The organism is Roseibium album (genome assembly GCF_965233825.1).
In the GTDB taxonomy this organism is placed as follows: domain Bacteria; phylum Pseudomonadota; class Alphaproteobacteria; order Rhizobiales; family Stappiaceae; genus Roseibium; species Roseibium album.
The window spans coordinates 2951601-2971315 of the sequence record NZ_OZ247583.1 but is presented as its reverse complement, the minus strand read 5'-3'; the positions used below and the strand labels follow the sequence as shown (position 1 = coordinate 2971315).

The 19715-nt window shown below is 56.9% G+C and carries 16 protein-coding genes; 9 read left to right on the top strand and 7 right to left on the bottom strand.

Going from position 1 to position 19715, the window contains the following annotated elements:
* Positions 1–32: 32 nt before the first annotated feature.
* From ACO6TI_RS13765 to ACO6TI_RS13745, 5 genes are all read right to left on the bottom strand, one after another.
* Complete coding sequence (locus ACO6TI_RS13765) at positions 33–395, bottom strand: hypothetical protein (RefSeq protein ID WP_422385115.1); 363 nt, start codon at positions 393–395, stop codon at positions 33–35.
* A gap of 235 nt (positions 396–630) precedes the next feature.
* Positions 631–1731 (bottom strand): AI-2E family transporter, encoded by a 1101-nt coding sequence (locus tag ACO6TI_RS13760; protein WP_282044626.1) that lies wholly within the window; start codon positions 1729–1731, stop codon positions 631–633.
* A gap of 146 nt (positions 1732–1877) precedes the next feature.
* Positions 1878–2663 carry a TIGR02186 family protein gene (locus ACO6TI_RS13755; RefSeq protein ID WP_108874531.1) on the bottom strand — a complete coding sequence of 262 codons (786 nt, stop codon included), beginning with the start codon at positions 2661–2663 and terminating at the stop codon, positions 1878–1880.
* Positions 2660–3589: a sulfite exporter TauE/SafE family protein gene (locus tag ACO6TI_RS13750; RefSeq protein WP_104703394.1), complete on the bottom strand. Its 930-nt coding sequence runs from the start codon at positions 3587–3589 to the stop codon at positions 2660–2662. The genes ACO6TI_RS13755 and ACO6TI_RS13750 overlap by 4 nt, the downstream gene beginning before the upstream one ends.
* Before the next feature lie 125 nt (positions 3590–3714).
* The gene (locus ACO6TI_RS13745) at positions 3715–7806 is read right to left on the bottom strand and encodes a peptidoglycan-binding protein (RefSeq protein ID WP_422385114.1); all 4092 of its coding nucleotides are present in this window, start codon (positions 7804–7806) and stop codon (positions 3715–3717) included.
* Between the two features lie 421 nt (positions 7807–8227).
* Here ACO6TI_RS13745 and ACO6TI_RS13740 point away from each other — a divergent pair, with 421 nt between their 5' ends.
* From ACO6TI_RS13740 to ACO6TI_RS13705, 8 genes are all read left to right on the top strand, one after another.
* Positions 8228–8689 carry a MerR family transcriptional regulator gene (locus tag ACO6TI_RS13740; protein WP_029063961.1) on the top strand — a complete coding sequence of 154 codons (462 nt, stop codon included), beginning with the start codon at positions 8228–8230 and terminating at the stop codon, positions 8687–8689.
* Between the two features lie 317 nt (positions 8690–9006).
* Positions 9007–10803, top strand: coding sequence for an acyl-CoA dehydrogenase C-terminal domain-containing protein (locus ACO6TI_RS13735; protein ID WP_196877700.1), 1797 nt, complete (start codon positions 9007–9009; stop codon positions 10801–10803).
* A gap of 105 nt (positions 10804–10908) precedes the next feature.
* Entirely contained in the window at positions 10909–11547 is a 639-nt protein-coding gene (locus ACO6TI_RS13730) for a glutathione S-transferase family protein (protein WP_055111551.1), read from the top strand.
* A gap of 23 nt (positions 11548–11570) precedes the next feature.
* The gene (locus ACO6TI_RS13725) at positions 11571–12779 is read left to right on the top strand and encodes an acetyl-CoA C-acetyltransferase (RefSeq protein ID WP_055111549.1); all 1209 of its coding nucleotides are present in this window, start codon (positions 11571–11573) and stop codon (positions 12777–12779) included.
* Positions 12780–12782: 3 nt separating this feature from the next.
* Positions 12783–13181 (top strand): cupin domain-containing protein, encoded by a 399-nt coding sequence (locus ACO6TI_RS13720; RefSeq protein ID WP_282044631.1) that lies wholly within the window; start codon positions 12783–12785, stop codon positions 13179–13181.
* 17 nt (positions 13182–13198) lie between these two features.
* Complete coding sequence (locus ACO6TI_RS13715) at positions 13199–15409, top strand: 3-hydroxyacyl-CoA dehydrogenase NAD-binding domain-containing protein (protein ID WP_281926487.1); 2211 nt, start codon at positions 13199–13201, stop codon at positions 15407–15409.
* 144 nt (positions 15410–15553) lie between these two features.
* Complete coding sequence (locus tag ACO6TI_RS13710; RefSeq protein WP_082442734.1) at positions 15554–16687, top strand: AraC family transcriptional regulator; 1134 nt, start codon at positions 15554–15556, stop codon at positions 16685–16687.
* 531 nt (positions 16688–17218) lie between these two features.
* Positions 17219–17494, top strand: coding sequence for a DUF6460 domain-containing protein (locus ACO6TI_RS13705; protein WP_055111543.1), 276 nt, complete (start codon positions 17219–17221; stop codon positions 17492–17494).
* A 15-nt stretch (positions 17495–17509) separates the two neighbouring features.
* Here ACO6TI_RS13705 and ACO6TI_RS13700 read toward each other — a convergent pair whose 3' ends face one another.
* Both ACO6TI_RS13700 and ACO6TI_RS13695 read right to left on the bottom strand, forming a co-directional pair.
* On the bottom strand, positions 17510–18427 hold the full coding sequence (locus tag ACO6TI_RS13700) for a histone deacetylase (protein ID WP_104703529.1): 918 nt from the start codon (positions 18425–18427) through the stop codon (positions 17510–17512).
* 79 nt (positions 18428–18506) lie between these two features.
* Positions 18507–19244: a hypothetical protein gene (locus tag ACO6TI_RS13695; RefSeq protein ID WP_422385113.1), complete on the bottom strand. Its 738-nt coding sequence runs from the start codon at positions 19242–19244 to the stop codon at positions 18507–18509.
* A gap of 88 nt (positions 19245–19332) precedes the next feature.
* On the opposite strand from ACO6TI_RS13695, the gene ACO6TI_RS13690 reads away from it, so the two are divergent.
* Positions 19333–19674 (top strand): winged helix-turn-helix transcriptional regulator, encoded by a 342-nt coding sequence (locus ACO6TI_RS13690; protein ID WP_055111537.1) that lies wholly within the window; start codon positions 19333–19335, stop codon positions 19672–19674.
* The last annotated feature ends 41 nt before the right edge of the window (positions 19675–19715 follow it).

Here is a 19715-nt window from a genome sequence, read left to right as displayed (position 1 = left end):
TATTCTCGAGACAGAGCGGTAACCAGCTGGCATTAGTCGGTTGACGAACTCGGAATTGGCAAGTGGTAGCTGGTGGCCCCTCTCGTCCTGGTTCGCTTGACGAGTTCCACCGGTAAGCCGACGCCAACTGTTCCATTGTTTGATATGCGCGCCGTAACAATAGTTCCGTCTTCCAATTGCACGTGCAAAATCTTCTGAACCGAGCCATCGTCTCGTGGGGCAAGATTGTAGTGATGCAATACGCCGGTAACCTGCTCTTCGGTAAAGTTGTTTACGCCGCTCATCGAGACCATGAGGAGACTGATCACGATGGCGACCGGCACTCCGATTACCAGGAATATCAGCGCATTTTTCGCTCGTTCCATCCACATGAGCCGGTCAAGTTTTTTGTACACACTCAAGCGTTTCCATTGCCTCGTCTGATGCTGTTTCCTCGCACGGAATTCCTGCATCGTGAACACGTGGTGATTTGATCTTCATTTGCAACCGGCCCCCGAACAGGGCAGTTCGGTGTGCAAGTTCACCCCTTGACGCATACGGCTTGGCCCGATCACGCGCGCGACTTTTGCTCCGGGTCAGGGAACATTGGCGTCTGGAAACAAAACCTGTTGCGCGATCTTTTCGCCTCTTTCAGCCGTCCTCTCCAGCTTTCACCCACGCGATGACCAGCTCATAAAACACCGCGAGGACAACCGGACCCAGGAAAAGACCTAGCAGACCGTGAGCGATGGTGCCGCCGAGCACACCGATCAGAATGATCAGCATGGGAACATCCAGGCCACGCGACATCAGGATCGGCCGCAACACATTGTCCACGAGCATGACGGGTACCATGAGGACCGTGAAGGCGAGCGCGGGGACCAGGTCCCAGGAACTCCAGGCCCAGATTATGGTCGGAATGATCACCAGTGCCGGCCCAATTTGAATGATGCACAGGATCAGTGCGGCGAATGTCAGAACGCCGGCAAGAGGAACGCTGAACACGATCAGCAAGACACCTGTCAGAAGTCCCTGGATGACCGCAACGCCAATCACTCCCCGCGAAACATTCCGGATCGTGGCGCCTGCAAGATCAACAAACTCAGCACCGCGCGGAGCGATAATACGATCGGCAAAGCGTTTGGCTCCTTGCGCGAGACCGGGTCCGGGAACAAACAGGCAGCCTGCAAGGATGATCGAAACGATGAAGAACAGGACGCTGCCGCTCAGCGAGGCGAGCATGGACAGGATACGACCACCTGCCGGCACGACCATCGGACCGATCTTCTCGAAGAACAGTTCGAGACTTCGACTGGCAAGGTCCCACAATTCGGACACCCGGTCGCCGACTATCGGAAGCTCTGCCAGCTTTTGGGGTAATGGTGGCAGTTTCAGGCCGTCGCCTGTTATCCCGTGTAACCAGAACTGCAGCGTCTCAACGAGGCTTACCACCAGTACCGCAACGGGGCCGATCACAATGGCCAGGCACACCAGCGTGATCAGGATCGCGGACAGTACCTTTCGGCCGCCAAGCCTGGCCGCAAGCCAGCCATAGGCCGGATAGAGCGCGACCGTAAGCACGACGGCCCAGAGCAGGAACAGAAAAAACGGCGCGATCAGTTGCAGTGAGAAATAGGCAAACAATCCCAATACACCGAGACGAATGGCAACATCGATCACCCTGGCGTCTAGCGTCGTTTCCCGTTTGGCGGTTCCTTCGGCAGTTGGTTCGGATGAAGACTGATCGGTCATGGTGCCCCACCTTGTGATTCCCGGTAATTTCCTTTGCGGAAGAATAGCGGCAGGACGCGGGAGTGCCAGAGGAATATGAGGCACGACCTCAGGCACCCGTCAGAGCCGGAACAGTCCTTACTATTACCGGAACACCCGGAAATTCATCAGTCTTTCTTGAAGATGACGCCTGCAAGCCAGCCAGTGAATATCGCCAGGATCACTGCGAGAACACCGTAGACCAGCGGATAGTTCTGGGCGAGTTCAAACGTTACCTGTTCGAAACCGATCTTTGCGACTGCCAGTGTCTGCTCGGTCTGTGAGACCAGATCCCCCCGGTTGAACAGGAAGCTCTTGATCTTGTAGTCGCCGACAGGGATGTTTGCCGGGAGGGGAATATTGGTGCGGAACATCGTATCCGTCAGAAACTCGATCGAGGTTTCCCGCTCCGAATAAAGATCCGATTCCTCGCGAAGCCGTACAAAGGCCTTGCGAAAATCATCGCGGTCCGACAGCGGAACGTTGGAAACCCCGGAGACTGCCAGATTTAGGTGATTGAGCCCTATGCGGTATTCGTCCAGCACGTTCCGGTGAGCGATGTCGCCGATATCTGCAGTGCTCGCAACCGCATAAAAGGACGGTACATTCTGAAACCGTTCCGCCTCGCGGTTGACCCAGACACCCAGAAAGCGACCCTTGCGCCGCGTCGTGATGTCCTGCGGCGGTCCCTCGACGACAATCGCGAGCTCAAAATCGCCGGCGGCGTGCGGTGCTCTTTCTATGTCGCTGGCCTGACCGAAAATGACAATTTCGGTGCCGGTGAAGTTCGACTGGATCGAGACCGTGTCGGAGGAAAGCGCCGTGACCAGATCCTTGGAAGAGGCCTCTTCCTGCGCGAGCGAGAGTGACGCTCCGAAGACGGCAAAGGCAAGACAGAGAGCAAACCGGATCATGCGCCCGCCCCCTTGCGAATTGCGATCGAGTAGAAGTCCTCGGGCACCAGCAGGAGGTCGACCGCGAAGCGCAATCCGACACCCATAACCAGCAATGCCAGAAGAAGACGCAACTGGTCGCCGCGCAGGTTCTGACCCATTCTTGCACCGAATTGCGCGCCGATAACACCGCCGATCATCAGCGTCATCGCGAGAACAATGTCGACGGTCTTTGTCCCCATCGAGTGAAAAATGGTCGCCGCAGCCATGGTGAAGAGGATCTGGAACAGCGAGGTGCCGATCACGATATTTGTCGGCACCCGCAGAAGGTAGATCAGCGCTGGAACCATCATGAAGCCACCACCGATACCCAGGATCGTACCTAGGAAACCGATTATGGCGCCAAGACCAACCACAGGAATAACACTGACATAGAGCTTTGACCGGCGGAAACGCACCTTCAACGGCAAACCGTGGATCCAGTTGTGCTGGCCCGGCTTTCGTGCAGATGGTGCAGCACCCGACTTTCTGCGCCGTATCGCCCGTATGGACTCAAACAGCATCAGGCCGCCGATCGCGCTCAAAAACGTGACGTAGGAGAGCGAGATGACCAGATCGAGCTGTCCGACGGACTGCAACACGTCGAACAGGATCACGCCAATAAGCGACCCGAAGACCCCCCCTGCCAGAAGGATGGTGGCGAGCTTCAGATCGATGGCCTTGCGTCGCCAATAGGTCATGACCGCCGATGCCGACGAGGCCACAACCTGCGTCGTGACGGTGGCAACCGAGACCGCGGGCGGAATACCGGAAAAAATCAGAAGTGGTGTCAGCAGAAACCCGCCGCCGATGCCGAACAACCCGGAAAGGAAACCCACAGCACCACCCATGGCGAAGATCACGAAGATATTCACCGGAATTTCGGCTATGGGCAGGTATAGTTGCACTGGGTTACGCCGGACAGACTGCAGATAGGACTGCGACAAAGTTAAACTGGACTGGTTAAAAACCCGTGCCTGCCAAAGTGTCAACCAGCAAGCACGTCACTTCTCTTTGCAAAAACGACTTTTGGTCAGATTGCCTGGCTCTTAAGCTCTTCGATCAGCTTACTGTCGACCAAACCTGTCTCCGGCATGCCGATGCTGCGTTGAAACGCCTCGATCGCGCTGCGGGTGCGTGGACCCATCTGACCGTCCGGAGTTCCCGTATCGAAGCCCAGGTAATTCAGCTTGTCTTGCGCCTCGCGGATCATGTCCGTGTCGGCGGCAGGTGCGATTGACGATACGTTTGCTGCAGGCAGCGACGCCTCCTCGGCCCAGGACGGTTCGAGCGTGACCTTGTTTGCAGCAGGATCGGCTTCCGTCAATGCGAAACTTTCCACTGCGAGGCGGGCATTTGCCAGTGTCTGCTGATCCATCATGTTGGCGACGTCGTCGCGGCGCTTGGCCGCCTCCGGGTCGCCTTTGTCAGCTGCAATCGCAAACCATTTGTAGCTGGCCACAAGGTCCTTATCCACACCGATACCGCCCGCGTAGAGGATACCGAGATTGAACAGGCTGTCCTTGACGCCGTAGTTGGCTGCCGCCTCAAACCAGGTAGCGGCCTTGCCGTAATCCGGCTCTTCCCCACCTCCCTCAGCATAAAGGACCGCAAGATTGTGCATCGCCTTGGCATTGCCGGCCTGCGCTGCCAGTGAATACCAGGCTTTCGCCTTGGCAACGTCCTTTTCCACACCCCTGCCTTTTTCATAGAGGCTGGCAAGACGATACTGCGCAGGCGGCAAGCCCTTGTTGGCCGCTTTCTGGTACCAGACCGCTGCCTTGGAAAGATCGGCAGGGACGTCCTTGCCTTCGGTATATTTGACGCCAACCAGGAATTCCGCCGCCGGATTTCCTCCCGCAGCGGCGCTGCGCAATGCCATGGGACCGACGCCTTCCGGCGGAAGATTGGCGATGAGCGCGGATGCGCCGTTTTCGGTCGACGAAGAGGGGGGCGAAGGTGCAAATGCCGTGGTGTCGTCGAGGACTTTTTCCTTGAAGCCGTTGTCGACATTGGCCGGAGGTGCGAAGGCGACTTCCGCCTCCGGAGTGACCGTGTTCGATACAGAAGCCGACTGTACATTCGAAGTGGCCGCAATCGGGTCGGTCCGGGGTATCGGATCAGCCTCCACGACCTCCGCAACCTGTTCCGGTTGCACTTTCGGTGCTACAGGTTCAGCAATCTCAACTGCGCTTTCCACCGGTCCCGGGGCTTCTGCAACCGTATTTGCCGCCTCTTGGCCGTTGTCGAGGCCAGCGACGTTTACCGAAGGCTCGGTCTCCACAACAGGTTCGACTTTTTCCGAAAGTACCCCGGCCGGTGCCGCTGTTTCCTGCTCTGTCGAGGCAAGGTTCTCACCTTCGGGCGCACTCGCCATAAACCTGTAGGCCGTCAAAGTTCCAAGCGTCAGTACAACTGCCACAGCAGCCAGCATGATGGCTTTGCGGCGGCTTCCGCCTGACGACGGGGCAGCCTCAGGAGCCGGACGATCACCCGGCAGGACCGGTGCATCCTGCGCTTCCATGTTGTCTTCGGCGAGGTCTTCGCTGCCAAGCTCCAGTTCGTCGGCAGCTTCGTGCCCGTCAGTTTCATCGCGTGAAGGCTTGCCGCGTTTCAGGACATTGCGCAACCAGCCGACACGCTTCTTGCCGCGCTCTTCGTCAGCTGCTTCCTGGTCTTCGTGAGGCGCCCGCGCCTGATCGAGTTTCGCGGCCTCCGCAGATGCCGCCTGCGCAGCTCTTCGTGCTGCCGCAATGAAATCGGCCTTGCGGTCCCTGGTCTTATCCTCCGGGTGAGTTGTCCTGGTCTCCGCGGTTGCCGCTACATATTGCACAGGTTCCTGTACCCGCTGGGTAACAGGCGTGAACTGAAGTGATGGCTCCTCACCGGCAATGGGTGCGGCAGCCACTGCGGAATAGGGCATTGCCGACGTGGCCGGTGCGGTGATTTCTGCCCGTTCCAGACTGTCCAGGCGTTCAGTCAGCGACCCGAGAACCGATTTCACGCTGTCAAAAGTGTTGCGGGTTCGCTCCTCACTGCCTTCGGCAGCATCGAGGAGCCGCTTTAAGTCCCCCTGCAGGGCGGAGATCGCATCGTCATACTGGGCGACATACTGATTTGGCGCGTTCGCGACCGCGTCGAACGCCGCCTTCCTGGCAATTTCCGTGACGTCCACCTTGGTTTGTGCCAGGCCGCTTTCTATCCTTTCAAGGGCCGGCGAGACCTGTTCCAGGCCCGATACCGGTGCGGGGTTGCTTGCGATCTGTTCCGCCAGCGCGGCAACCTTTTCACCCAATTGCTCGAACCGGTTGTCGTCCGTGGATTCCGCTCCCCTGGAGACAAGCTGTGCAAGATCGGAGATCCGCGCTTCCAGAGATTCGGTTGATGAGGGCGCGGCGACGCTCGCGCGCATCGACCCTATTTCCTCACGCAACTTGTCAAGATCAGAGGACGTTACCGTGTCCTTCGGCTCGTCGAGCCGCTCGGACAGATGATTAAGTCTTTCCTGCAGTTGAGAGAGAAACTTTGCGTCAGCCCCTGGCGCGGCCTTCATCGCAGCAGTTTCCAACATCGAAACAGGCTTGGATGATTTCTGTTCGATGGAGTCAATCTTGCCCGAAATGCTCTCGAGGCGCTTCTCAAGTGCCTCAAAGGCCGTGCTGTCGGTCGCAGGCAACGGACCTGCCTGCTCCATTCTCTCCAGCCGGTCAACGATCTCGTCCAGCCGCTGGTCCACCTGTGACATGTGCTCTTGATCACCGGAACTTGCCCGATCATCCGCCATCATGCCGGCAATATCTTCCAGACGTCCCTGCAGGCGTGCAATTGTCTCCGGTTCCGGGATGCGCTCTTCCATCGCCGACAATCGCACATCCATGCCGCGCTGCTCACGCGCAAGAACCTCAATGTCATCCAGTCGACCGGAAACGAACTTCATGCGATCGTCGATACCCTCGACGAGACCCTTGACATCAATCTGCTCGACATAGCCCCGAACTTCGCGCAATTCGGCCCGAAGCGGTTCAATTTCCACCTGTTCCTTGCGCTGCAGGAGTTCTTCCATGCGCTCGGCAATGGTGACGACCCGATCTTCAAGAACCACCATGTGCTCGGAACGAGGAAGAGCTGCAAAGGCTTCCTCGATCTCGTTCAATCTTGCGGTCACGCTGTTGAGAACACGCGGATCCAGGGACGCCCGGGAAAGCTCATCCAGTCGCTGAAGGATATGAGAATAGCCGTGCTCAAGCGTCTGCAGCGCACCTTCCACATTCGTGCGGCCGACCATGGTCTTCAGGTCGGCGACTTCCTTGCGGATTTCGTTGGTAAACTGTTCGCCGCGCTTGTCGACACGCAGCCGATCAACCATGTCGGCGAGCCGGCGCAGCTCGGAATTCTGGCGCCCCACGGTTTCGCTGGTGCCTTTGGTAATGCCCCCGAGAGCAGCGCGCAGCGACCCCAGCTCTTCGCGAACCTGATTGAGAGCCTTTTCATGCGGGGCTCTCAATGCGTCTATCCGCCGTCCCAGGTCCTTGTAGATATGGAGCGATGCATCGTTATGCCCATATTGGCCCCGGTCGCGGGCCGCATGCGGGTCAAGACCGTATTGTTCCTCATAGCCTCCCGCGCGCTCGCTTCCGAAGGACACTTGTGACCCAATGCTCTGGTCGTTTTCGTGCAGTGTATCCATTGCGTAACGCCCCGGCTGTGGGTATGGGCGGGAGGGCGCAGACAATCCGACTTCGTGCGTATCGGACGCGTTCGCCAATCCCTGTACCTGTTCGTCAAGCCGGTCCAGCGCTCCAAGAACGTCATCCATGCCAGGACTGCGTGAAGGCGTTCTCGGCGGCGATGCACTGCGCTGCGGCCGGACGGATGCTGTCCGGCCAGCTCCGACACTTCCGCGCTCCGACAACATCCTGTCCAGTTCGTCCGCGACAGCATTGAGGTCATCATCACGACCCTCCCTGGCACGCGTATCGTAGCCGTTTCCCAGGGACGTCGCAGTACGCGTCAACCGTTCGATGCGTTCGCGCGCCGGTTCCCTTCCGGTCGTTTCATAGAAACCGTCGCTTTCATACGCATCACGGCCGCGGCGTCCTGCCTCGTGTTTCTTCCATGCCGGCATATCTAGACCCTGGACTGACGGTCATTCAGACCGCTGATTTAGCGGGCTGCCCCTATCTTCCGCCAAAGAACGGACCAGTTGCAGCGTTTTGATAGACTTTGTCGACTTAGGGTAAACAGGTCGTTAACCGGTGTTGCTAAATGCGAAAATCAACCTTTTTCGAGTAAAATGGCCTGTTCATATCTTCTTGCAGATACAAATTGCAGATGCATTCGTTAACGCTTTTTTTACTTCGTTTCGACCGCACTGGACCTTTACGCAAACGTAAGCTAAACAATTGTCAGGAAACCGGCTGGCGATTGTCTTGCGGTATGCACAGCGGCGTGCAGAGGCAAGTCACGAGACCTTCAACACCGGTCCTCGAGAACCAAAAAACCCAACAATGAGCCGGTTAACGGCGGGAAATAGAGTATCAATAGCCATGAGCGAAGCGCTTTCCATCCTCAACGAAGACGATCTTGTCGACGTGGTCTCCGCGTCCGATGACAGCACCAAGAAAACCCAGTTCACAATCGGGGACCTTGCCAAGGAATTCAGCTGCACTTTGCGGACCTTGAGGTTCTATGAAGACAAGGGCCTATTGAACCCGAAACGTGACGGCATGAACCGGATCTACAACAGAAGGGACCGAGCCCGGCTGAAACTTGTCCTGATGGGCAAACGAGTCGGTTTCTCTCTGACGGAAATCCGCGACATGCTCGACCTTTATGACCTGCGGGATGGCCAGGTGACCCAACTGCGTGTCGCCCTGTCCAAGTTCAATGAGCAGATTGCGGTTCTGGAAGACCAGCGAAAAGACATCGAACAGGCAATCGAGGAATTGTCGCGCACCGTGGAAATTGTCTCGGGAATGCTGAAGCACAAGGAAGCAGAAGAAGCCTGAAAAACCGACACTTCATTGACGCCGCCGGCCAAACTGGCCGGCGGTTTTTTGTTTGCATGCCGACGGCTATCCGGTCAGGTCGACACCTTCACGGCAGCCGAGACCCTGAAAAACTTCAAATAAAAGTCATCCCGGCATGAATCTGACGTGGTCACCGCCGAAAACTCTTCCAATTTACGTGTTTTAGGCACATTTTTTTGTCATCCCTTCCGTGGGGACACCACTTGCCGGACGAAATCGAGACGCGTATATAGACATCACCTGACGTTTACGGAAACGTAAAGCTGACAACACCCGGCAGATCTGGGAGGATATGCATGCCAAGCTATACTGCGCCCGTTGAAGACACCCTGTTCCTGTTGAAGGACGTCTTCGGCTACGAACGCTATTCCAATCTTCCCGGTTTTGCAGATGCACCACTCGATCTGGTGGAAGCTATCCTGCGCGAAGGCGGGAAGTTTGCCGAAGAAGTCCTGCAACCACTTAACCAGGTCGGTGACCAGGAAGGTTGCACTCGCCACGAAGACGGAACCGTGACGACGCCAACAGGTTTCCTGGAGGCCTACAAGGCGTTTTGTGAAAACGGATGGGGGACATTGTCTGCGGATCCAGACCATGGTGGCCAGGGTCTTCCCCATACGCTTGCGACCATTTTCAACGAATTTGCGTCCTCGGCGAACATGGCCTTTTCCATGTATCCGGGCCTGACTGCCGGAGCCGTCGCTGCGCTTACAATTCACGGAACCGAAGAGCAGAAACAGACTTACCTGCCCAACATGATCGCCGGGACCTGGACCGGAACCATGAACCTGACCGAGCCGCACTGCGGAACCGATCTCGGCCTGATCCGTACAAAGGCCGTGTCACAGGCGGACGGGTCCTACAAGATCAGCGGAACCAAGATATTCATCTCGGCCGGCGAACATGACATGTCGGACAACATCATCCATCTTGTTCTTGCCCGCATCGAGGGGGCTCCGGAGGGTGTCAAAGGCATTTCGCTGTTCGTGGTCCCCCGCAACACAATCAATGAAGACGGATCGGTGGGCGACAACAACGGCGTCTCATGCGGGTCGATCGAACACAAGATGGGCATTCACGGCAACGCGACCTGCGTGATGAACTATGACGAGGCCACCGGCTGGCTCGTCGGCGAAGAGAGCAAGGGCCTGAAGGCCATGTTCGTCATGATGAACGAAGCCCGCCTCGGAGTTGCGGTACAGGGATTGTCCCAGTCCGAAGTCGCCTATCAAAACGCGGTAACCTATGCAAAAGACCGCTTGCAGGGCCGCTCGCTGACGGGTCCGAAGGCTCCGGACAAGGCTGCAGACCCGATCATCGTGCATCCGGATGTACGCCGCACCCTGATGTCCATCCGCGCCTTCAACGAGGCAGCACGGGCGCTTGTCATCTGGACCGCGCTTCATGGCGACAACTCACATCGCTCGGACGATGAAAAAGACAGGCAATATTCCGACGACATGATGGGTTTGATGACCCCGGTGCTCAAAGGCGTCCTGAGCGATACCGGTTTCGCCAATGCGGTCAACGCGCAGCAGATGTATGGCGGTCACGGCTATATCGCAGAGTGGGGCATGGACCAGTTTGTGCGCGATGCACGTATCGCCATGATCTATGAAGGGGCGAACGGCATCCAGGCACTTGACCTTGTGGGCCGCAAGTTACCGGCGAACGGCGGCCGAGCCGTCATGAGTTTCTTCAACGAAGTCAATACGTTCCTGAAGGACAACAAGGACAACGAAGACCTGGCAGCGTTCACGGCCCCGTTGAAAAAAGGAGCGGACGACCTGCAGGCCGCGACCATGTGGTTCATGAACAATGCCATGAAGAATCCGGACAATGCGGGCGCGGGCGCTGTCGACTACATGCACCTGTTCGGTCTTGTCGCGCTTGGCTACATGTGGGCCAAGATGGCCAAGACCATCAGGGATCAGCTCGCAGAAGGCGCTGGTGACAAAGCCGACTGGCTGCAAAACAAACTGGCCTTCGGCACCTTCTTCATGGAGCGTACCCTGCCGGAAACGGCCGCTCATCTTGCCCGGATCTCCTCTGGCTCGGAAACGATCATGTCTATGGACGCAGACGCATTCTAGGACCGACCGGTCCGGACTCGCCGGACCGGAACTTCACCCGCGCGAATCCGCAGTCGCCGGTGTAGGCTCTCAGCCGACAAGATTTGCCAGGGAGATGAAACAGGTATGGCCGAACACGTTCTTTATTGCATGGCCCAGTCAGGCCACTCTTACAAGGCGGCCCTTATGCTGGAATTGTGCGGCGCCGACTGGGAACCCAAATGGGTAGACTTTTTCGGCGGCGAGACGCGCACGGATACATTCCGCAAAACCGTGAACGAGATGGGAGAAGTTCCCGTTCTGGTTCATGGCTCGCGATCCCTGTCACAGTCCGGTGTCATTCTGGACTATCTCACGGACGTTTTTGGCAAGTTCGGCGGGGCGGATGACGATGAGCGCCGCGAAATCCTGCGCTGGACCATTTTCGACAACCAGAAGGTTTCGGGTGTGGCCGGCCCGCTGAGATACATGCGCACCCTCGTCAAGACCGGTGAAAACGACGTTACCAAATTCCTAGACGGCCGGCTGAAGGGAGCGCTCGCCATTCTTGAAAAGCACTTTGAAAGTCACGCGTTCGCCATCGGTGACAAGCCGACCACCGCCGATTTTTCACTGTGTGGATACCTTTATGTCCGGGACGAAATCGGGACCGATTTTGCACCCTACCCCAATGTCATTGCCTGGCTTGAGCGGATCAAGGCACTGCCCGGCTGGAAACATCCCTATGATCTGATGCCCGGCCACCCCATGCCGGATGCCAGGTAAGTAACCGTCCGAAGGAGGACCAGATGGCTGAAGCCTATATCTTCGATCACGTGCGGACCCCGCGGGGCCGCGGCAAGAAGGACGGCGCACTCCATGAAGTGCCGTCGGTGCGGCTGGCCGCAACCGCATTGGAGGCAGTCCGGGACAGGAACGGTCTCGACACGGCCAAGGTTGACGACGTCGTTCTGGGCTGCGTCGACCCGGTCGGGGAAGCAGGTGGCGACGTCGCCCGCGCCGCAGTGTTTGCAGCCGGATACGCTACCTCCGTTCCCGGCATGCAGATCAACCGCTTCTGCGCCTCTGGCCTCGATGCAGTCAATATGGCGTCAGCCCAGGTCATGTCCGGCCAGCACAAGCTGGTTATTGCCGGTGGGGTGGAGAGTATGAGCCGGGTCGGCATCGGCGCTTCCGGGGGAGCTTGGCCCATTGAGCCCCAGGTGGCCGTGCCGTCCTATTTTATGCCCCAGGGCGTGTCGGCGGATCTGATCGCTACCAAATACGGTTTCAATCGTGACGACTGCGATTCCTATGCCGTCGAAAGCCAGAAACGTGCCGGCAAATCCTGGGAAGAAGGCCGGTTTTCGAAGTCTGTCATTCCAGTCCGGGACATAAACGGCATTACAATTCTCGACCGGGACGAACACATGCGGCCGGAAACAGACATGCAGTCTCTCGCCGCACTCAATCCTTCCTTCGAGTTGATGGGCAATATGGGCGGATTCGATGCAGTCGGCATTCAGGCCCATCCGGAAATCGAGGCCGTCAAACACGTGCACCATGCAGGAAACTCTTCCGGCATTGTAGATGGCGCTGCGGCTGTCCTGATCGGCTCCAGCACGGCCGGCCGATCCTCGGGCCTCAAGCCTCGTGCCCGGATCAAGGCATTTGCCAACATCGGATCTGAACCCGCGCTCATGCTTACAGGCCCGGTCGACGTCACCGAGAAACTCTTGAAAAACGCCAAGATGGACATGAAGGACATGGATCTCATCGAGATCAACGAAGCCTTCGCCTCCGTGGTGCTGCGCTATCAGCAGGCGTTCGATCTGGATCCGGACATCGTCAACGTCAATGGCGGTGCTATTGCCATGGGGCACCCGCTGGGCGCGACCGGCGCGATGATCCTCGGCACCGTGCTCGATGAACTCGAACGCCGCGACCTCAACACGGCTCTGGTCACGCTTTGCATTGGTGCAGGCATGGGTACCGCCACCATCATTGAACGGGTCTGAGTGATGATCAGCAACATTGACGCGGAATTCGCAGAGATCACCGAATACTGGTCGCCGCGCGTGGTTGCGGATGTGAATGACCAGAGTGTCAAACTCGCAAAGCTGAAAGGCGAATTTGTCTGGCACGACCATGAGGATGAGGACGAGTTGTTCTTCATCGTGAAGGGCAGCCTGACCATTCGCTACCACGACAGGGAAAATGCGGTTCTCACCGCCGGTGATATCCATGTCGTACCCAAGGGTATCCAGCACAATCCGATCGCAGAAAGTGAGTGCTGGGTGATGCTTTTCGAACCGGCAGAAACGAAACACACGGGCGATGTTGTCGCCGAAGGCACCAGGTCGGCCGCGCAGCAGCGCGCCCATTTGCAGTCGAACGATCTGCATTCGAACGGTGTCTGAATCGAGGAGATATTCCCATGAGCTACAAGAATTTCACGATAGAGACAGACGACGACGGCATCGCTCTCATCACCTGGGACATGCCCCAGAAATCCATGAACGTCATAGACCTGTCGGTCATGGACGAACTCGAGGCGATCGTTGATCAGGTTGCAGGAGACGTCGCAATCAAGGGCGCCATTATTCAATCCGGCAAGGCGGCCTTTTCGGGTGGCGCGGATCTGACAATGATGGAAGGTCTTCTGAAAGACTTCCACGTGAAGCGCGGAAATGATCCTGAAGGCGCTGCCAAGGCACTTTATGAAGGCTCTCGCAAACTCACGCTGGTCTATCGAAAGCTTGAAACCTGCGGCAAACCCTTTGTGGCCGCCGTTTGCGGCACATGCATGGGTGGCGGTACGGAACTGGCTCTGGCCTGTCACGCACGCATTGTTGACGAAGGCCTGAAGATGGGACTTCCCGAAGTCAAGGTCGGACTGTTTCCAGGTGCTGGCGGAACGCAGCGCGTCATGCGCATGACCGACGGCCAGCAGGGCATGCAATTCCTCCTGCAGGGAAGAACCCTGCGCGCACCGCAAGCAAAACAAATGAAGCTGGTTGACGAGGTCACGGGCACCAAAAAGCTTGTTGCAGCAGCCAGAAAACTGCTGAATGCCGGGCTCGACCCGGTCAAGGACTGGGACAAGAAGGGTTACAGGCTGCCCAACGGTAAAGTGTATTCCCCGGCAGGGTTCCAGTTCTGGCCGGCAGCCAACGCGATTTACCGACGCGAAACCCATGACAACTATCCAGGTGCACGCTACCTGCTTCATGCCGTGGTCGAAGGCCTTCAGTTGCCGATGGACCTCGCCCTTCAGGTCGAGAGCCGCTATTTTGCCAAGGTGCTTCAGACGCCAGAAGCTGCCAACATGATCCGCTCCCTGTTCGTTTCCATGCAGGAATTGAACAAGCTCGCACGCCGTCCGGAAGGTCAGCGTCCGAACAAGATCAGGAAAGTCGGTATCCTGGGTGCCGGTTTCATGGGCGCCGGCATCGCCTATGTCTCCGCCAAGGCGGGGATCGATGTCGTTCTGATTGATCGCGAACAGGAGGCAGCTGACAAGGGCAAGGCGCACTCCGACGAATTGATGAGCAAGGCGATCAAACGCGGCAGGGCCAGCGAAGAGCAGAAGCAAAAACTGTTGGCGCGTATCAATCCAACCGTCGACTATGAGGCGCTGGCAGACTGCGATCTTGTCATTGAAGCTGTTTTCGAGGACCGCGACATCAAGAAAACGGTTACCGAGAAAGCCGAAACCGTGATGAAATCGCGCGCGATATTCGCCTCCAACACCTCGACGCTGCCGATCACGTCACTGGCACAGGCCTCGAAGCGTCCGAAAAACTTCATCGGCATCCACTTCTTCTCTCCGGTCGACAAGATGATGCTTGTTGAGGTGATCCTCGGCAAACGCACATCCGACCGGGCGTTGGCAATGGCTCTGGACTACATCAAGGCGATCAAGAAGACGCCGATTGTTGTCAATGACAGCCGTGGTTTTTATACGTCACGCGTCGTGATGACCTATATCCGCGAGGGTCTGATGATGCTCGCCGACGGTGTTCCCGCCGCGATGATCGAAAACGCGGGCAGAATGGCCGGAATGCCGGTCGGTCCGCTGTCTCTTGGTGACGAGGTGGCACTCGACCTTGCCTGGAAGATTGTTTCGGCCACCCGCAAGGATCTCGGTGTTAAATATGTTGAGGGACCGCTCGACAACATCCTAGAGGCAATGGTGGTCAAGCAGGAACGGTTCGGCCGCAAGAATGGCAAGGGGTTCTACGACTACAAGGGCAAGGACAAGACTTTGTGGCCCGGGATCACGGATGTAACCGGTCAACCCAAACCGGCGGAAAACTTCAACATCGAGGAACTCAAGCAGCGGCTTCTGGTCATGCAGGCGCTGGAGACGGCACGGATCTTCGAGGAAAAATGCCTGACGGATGTTCGCGAAGCCGACGTCGGTTCCATCCTCGGCTTCGGCTTTGCGCCCTATACGGGCGGAACGCTCAGTTACATCGACATGATGGGCACCGCAACGTTCGTGGACCTCTGCAAGAAGTTCACCCGCAAATGGGGACCGCGCTTCAAGCCCAACAAGCTGCTGCGCGATATGGCCAGGGAAAACGAGTCCTTTTACGGGAAGTTCCCCCCCAATCCAGAACAAGCAACTAAAGACGCTGCGTAATTGACTCTCGAACCATCTCCTGCATGGAGATGGTTCATCCCTTAGTCTGAAATAGCAATGTTATTATCCATCGTGTCTTGATCCGCGTTGTCATGTCATGCAGAGTTTGCGATACAACTGTGCACGGGTTGGCCGGAGAAAAGAATGCCGCTTGAAGGCGAATGGGCACGCGCGGACGTGTTCCGGGTATTGCGGGATTTCAGTTCAAACACCGATTTGAACTGGCCGCATATTGCCGAGCTGTACAACTTTGATCTTGCTTGCATCGAGGATCCTCAAGGTACCGTTCCCATTACAGCCTGGCATGGCGTTTTTGAACATGTTGCCAAGGCGCTTGGCGACGACGGCGTCATGTTCGATCTGTTCAATAATGTTGAAATCGGCTGTTTTTCCATCTTCGACTATCTGTTCTCCTGTGCACCGACCCTCCGGGATGCGTGTGTTGCCTGGATAAAGTTCATTCCGATCCGCACCAACGCTTACCGGTTGACTTTCGAAGAGGGCGAGACCGGCGGGTACGTCGAGTGGCCCATTCTGGAAGGCCGCGGCGAATGGCGCCAAAACATGTTTGCGAGAACCGGATGGGCAACCCAGCAACTTGAACGTGCCCTGGACATGCAGGTTCCTCCCATTCTCATCGAACTGGCGACCACGGCACCGCAAAATACTTCGGCCTTTCAGAAAAAGTATCAGGGGCGCCTGAAATTCGGTGCGTCACACAACAGGATCTTCATACCACGGTCACTGCTGTCACGACCGCTGCAACGCAGCGATACTCACCTTTACGAGATCATTCTCAAAGCTGCGATGGAGGAACTGGACCGCTTCGGACAGCTTGAATCACCCCTCACGAGAATTGCAAACGAGGTGGCATCCAACCTCGCCCATGGCGCGTGCACCCTGCCCCACATTTCGGCCAAGCTCGGCATGTCGCAAAGAGCCGTGCAAAGACTTCTTGAAAAGGAAGGCACAAGTTTCCGCAAGTTGAGCGAGGAAATCCGTCGCTCGGCCGCCGAGCGATATCTGCGAGGCACTGATCTGCCAATGAAGGAAATCGCCTACCTCATCGGATTTTCGGAGCTCAGTACGTTTTCCAGGGCCGTCAAGTCCTGGTTCGGCATGTCACCGCGCAAATTCCGGGAAGGATCAGCAAAAAACGCCGAAGGTGGCGGCGGTCAGCGAAAAAGAGCCAGCCTTGTCCGCCTCTCCAAGATGCCCCATCCCGCGAGTCGTTCAAAAGAACTAACCGAGCGAAAGACGCGAATGCGTGCCGACTAGATTTTCTGATCCTGTCGGTGCACATTTCAGCCGGAGAATTTCGGCACGGTGGCGGTTACGGGCTGTACCACCGCCGTGCCAGAGATAATTCAAAGGTCCTTGAAACGCCCAGTACTCCCTGACTGACGCTTCCCCGGAATAGATGCCCTCAAACTGCGAGAGGTGTACCATCCCGTCCCGGACCGGTCCTGCAACGTGCCTCTTTGTAGTCCGTGCCGGATTGAACCGGTGCGGGATTATCTTTCGCTGCAAGCAGAGGTAACCTGATCGAAAGCAGAAGTGGGCATTCCGCAAACGAAAAATCTCAGCTACCCGATTTCTTTCTTACGCGAGCGCGACTAGCGTGTCTTTGGCTTGAGACCTCAAGGATTTAACTATTCACGACACGTCTTGCGGGATATTGTAACAATTCGCAGTGTTCTGTTTCGTGGACACCTTTCAAGATGCTGCTGGAACCACGTTGTAATTGTCGTCAATTGATCTTAACTAACCGGGATAGCTAACTACCGATTTCACATTCCGGAGGAACACATGTCCGACAGCGGCCTGAGCAGATTTCTAGGTGGGTCTCCCGCCCAGGTTCTCCTGCGGCTCGTGTTTCTTTCCTTTGTCGTCGGGATAATCCTTTCCGCACTCAACCTGGATCCTCTCGATCTGGTCAATATGACCGTCAACTTCTTCGAGCGACTTTGGAACATGGGTTTTCACGCAATCGGCAGACTTGGCAGTTATCTGGTGGTCGGGGCGATTGTGGTTGTTCCCATCTGGATGATCACACGGCTCCTCGCTATGGGCCGGTCACGCTGACCCCCCGGAGCCGGGTCACTCCCGGCTCTTTGCTGCCAAATCCCTCGCAGTCCTGTGCAGCGTGACGTGGCGGTCCGCGAGTTCATCAATATCAGTCGAGTACCCTCCGCCCAGCACACAGGCGATCGGCAGCCCTTGGGATCTTACCTTTTCGATCACGTACCGGTCCCTCTGTCGCAGCCCGTCCCGCGACAATTTCAGCCGCCCGAGACGATCGTGCTCATAAGGGTCGACACCGGCATTGTAGAAAACAATGTCCCAACGTTCGCGTTCAAGAAGGTCCGGTAAAACAGCGCACAGCGACTTCATGTAACCCTCGTCGCCGGTTTCATCCGGCAACCCGATGTCAAGATGCGAGGGGACCTTGCGGACCGGGTAATTTTTCTGGGAATGCATCGAGAAGGTGAAGACGTCAGGGTCTCCTTGAAAAATGTCCGCAGTGCCGTCGCCCTGGTGGACATCAAGATCCAGGACCAGCACCTTTCGGATGGCACTGTCGGCCTGCATGACCCTGATTGCCACGGCTACATCGTTGAATACACAGAAGCCGGCACCATGGAGACGGCGCGCATGGTGACTGCCGCCAGCCGTGTTGCAGGCGATGCCATGCTCAAGAGCAAGATAACCGGTCAAAACAGTGCCACCTGTGGCACATTGCGCGCGCAACGCAATGTCGGCACGCATTGGAAATCCGATTTCCCGGGCGACCTTCGCCGGAACTTTGCCGTTGAAGACCTGATCGACATAAGCGGGATCATGCGCAAGGGCGATCCATTCAAATGGAGCAGGCCGCGGGCGGAAAAACGGTCGCCCGTCAAGCAGGCTTTCCGCGCGGATCAAATCCGCAACCGCTCGAAACTTGTCCATGGGAAACCGGTGATTTGCGGGCAAATCGGCGCAATAGGCCGGGTGATGAACGATCGGCAAAGGCATCAGGTGCACTATAGTGCTTCTCTCAATTCCTGCCAGTCCGGCAAATGCCGCCGGCGGCTATGCGCCGGCGGTCGCTTTGTCATGCGGTAACCGTTTTTTGGCGAGCCGCGCGGCGGAGCTGCAGGATCGAAAAGACGTGTGCGGCGAGAAAAATCGGAACAAAGAAGGCTGGAAACAGAACAAGCGGGTAGTTGTTGATGATGTTCGGTTCTTCCAATGCCATGACGTGCAGGAAACCTTCCGAGGTCAGAACGCCGGTCAGGACTGCAATTGCGAAATCGGCAAGACCGATAATGTTGGCTCGCCAAACGAGTGCGTTTGCATTTGCCCTGCCCTGTTCAAGCGCCTTGAATGCCTGCCATCCAGCAATTCCGGCCCAGATGTCGCCGACCCCGGCAGGCAGTGCAAATTGCCAGGGAATTTCGCCGAAGGCCCAACCGACAAGGAACACAAATCCCATAACCCGTGGCACCTGGAAGGCGATCATCTCGCGCTGATCTGCACTTTCGGCAATTCTTCGCCCGACATGCGTCGCGGTACCCAGCAAAACAAGCAAACCTGCCCCGCCGAACAGGAAGATCAGAACGTAGGGTATACCAGTTGGCGTCTGGGGCGGCATCAGCAGCCCGAGCTCGCCCGCTCTTGCTGCCAGGGCGTACCAAAGACCCAAAACAATCCCGAGCACCGACAGTGCAATCGCGGTTTTGCGCAAGGACAATTTTGCCCTTTGTGCTGCGATTGCAACGGTAATGACGGCGAGGACCGGCAGCAGCGTAGCGAACGCGCGGACATAAAATTCAAGGAATGTTGAAAACATGCACTTCCCTCCTTACTTCCATTTGTGAAGTGACTCCTAATTTCGTAGTTACTTCACAAATTGCAATGGGTCACCTACATTTCAGTTCATGAAAGATATTTCCCGCGCTCACTGCCCTATCCGCCGGGCGACAGATATTCTGACAGACCAATGGTCTTTTCTGATCCTCCGGGAATTCTTCCTGGAAGGAAGAAAGCGAAGATTCCAGGACCTGCAGCAGGAATTGGGATTGTCGCCGAACACACTTTCCAACCGTCTCAAGCACCTGGAAAACACGGGCATACTGGAGCGTCGACTTTACTCCAGTCATCCTCCGCGCGCCGAATACGTTCTGACGGAAATGGGTGCCCGGTTTGGACCGGTTCTCGAAGCGCTCTATGATTGGGGAACCAGTTACCCGGAAACGGACAAAAAACCGAAAAGCGATTGACGAACGCGTTGTCGCTGGACATGAAGGGTCCTTATTCAGAT